Genomic DNA, 1,475 nt, shown 5'->3' on the forward strand with positions numbered 1-1,475 from the left:
CCGACATCGCCAATGGCGATTATGACATCCACTGGCTGGAAAAATACCTGGCCAAGGAAGAGTAGCGCGGAGACGCGATGACCCGCCCCTACGCGCCCGGCTATCGCATCCCCACCGACCTGCTGCTCAAGGCCTACGCCTCGGGCGTCTTCCCAATGGCAGAAAGTGCCGGCGACCCGGAGGTGTTCTGGGTGCGGCCGGAGACACGTGGCATCATCCCGCTTGACGGCTTTCACACGCCGAAAAGTCTCTGGAAAACGATCAAGAAACATCCCTTCGACATCCGTTTCGATTTCGATTTCGAGGCGACCATCGACGGCTGCGCCGAAAAGCGCGCGGAGCGGCGCTCGACCTGGATCAATGCGCCGATCCGCGAAGCCTATATCGAGTTGCATCGGATAGGCCATTGTCATTCGGTCGAAGCGTGGCGTGAGGACCGGCTGGTCGGCGGCCTCTATGGCGTGTCGCTCGGCCGGGTGTTTTTTGGCGAGAGCATGTTCGCCAGAGAGACGGACGCTTCCAAGACCTGCCTCTTCTACCTCGTCGAGCGTTTGAAGGCGCGGGGCTTTGCTCTGCTTGATACGCAGTTCACCACCGAGCACCTCAAGCGGTTCGGCGCGGTCGACGTGCCGCGCGGCAAGTATGAGAAGATGCTCGCCGATGCGTTGAAGGGCGAGGCAATATTCTATCCCTGAGGATTGAGCCTACTTCCCGGTAGCGGCTTCCAATGGCGTTTGCGAATGGAACATCATCTTCCAGCCGTTGGCGCGATGGACGTAGCCGGTGCTGACCAGCGCGGCATAAGCCTCGCCATTTTCCCGTGTCGCACGCGCCTCGTAAGTCAGCATGATGATGTCGCTGCCCGGCTCGATAATGCCCTTGAGATCCATTCGCAGGTTGCGCCAGCGGTTGGGCTTGGCCGCGGTCTTGGCCAGATCCGCATTGTCCATCGCCTGTGCCATCTGCGGAAATGCCACCAGGCATTCGGTGTCGGCGTTGGCCGCGTAGTAGGCGGAGTCGCCCGTCCAGAATCCCTTTTCGAGTTCCAGCAATTCGGCCTTGCTAGCCGTGATCCGTTTGCTGTCTGACATCGGAAGATCCTCCTTACGCATGAATGTGCGCTCGTCCGTGGCCCAACGCATTGTGGCCAGGACGGTTCCGGGGGATCAGTTGGTGTCGGTAGTATCGGGTTCCGAAGCGTCCGGCTCCGTCACATCAGGCGTTGTGACGTCCGGAGTGGTCGCGGCTTCCGGTTTGGCTGCGGCGGGCTTGGGAGCCTCCGCTTTGGTTGCGTCAGCCTTGGCTCCGTCGGGCGCCGGCACATCCGACTTCTGCTTGCAGGCCTTCAGCCAGACGTCGTAGACGGCATGCTCGACGGCGTTGAGGCCGGGGCTTTCAGCGAACATCCAGCCGGTGAAGATGCGGCGGATCTTGCGGTCGAGCGTGATCTCGTCGACCTCGACGAAGGAATCGGT

At 61.2% G+C, this 1,475-nt stretch carries 3 protein-coding genes; 1 reads left to right on the forward strand and 2 read right to left on the reverse strand.

What is annotated here, in order from left to right; genetic code table 11:
- Positions 1–77 precede the first annotated feature (77 nt).
- A complete protein-coding gene (gene aat / locus EN925_RS35480; protein ID WP_024503883.1) occupies positions 78–695 on the forward strand; it encodes a leucyl/phenylalanyl-tRNA--protein transferase in 618 nt (205 codons plus the stop codon).
- 9 nt (positions 696–704) lie between these two features.
- On the opposite strand, the gene EN925_RS35485 is transcribed toward aat, so the two are convergent.
- Positions 705–1,091, reverse strand: coding sequence for a hypothetical protein (locus EN925_RS35485; protein ID WP_013531355.1), 387 nt, complete (start codon positions 1,089–1,091; stop codon positions 705–707).
- A gap of 75 nt (positions 1,092–1,166) precedes the next feature.
- Positions 1,167–1,475, reverse strand: a 309-nt coding sequence (locus EN925_RS35490) for a DUF2155 domain-containing protein (protein WP_128337347.1), incomplete at its 5' end; no start/stop codon positions are given.

The organism is Mesorhizobium sp. M7A.F.Ca.US.006.04.2.1 (assembly GCF_004022915.1).
Classification (GTDB): Bacteria; Pseudomonadota; Alphaproteobacteria; order Rhizobiales; family Rhizobiaceae; genus Mesorhizobium; species Mesorhizobium ciceri.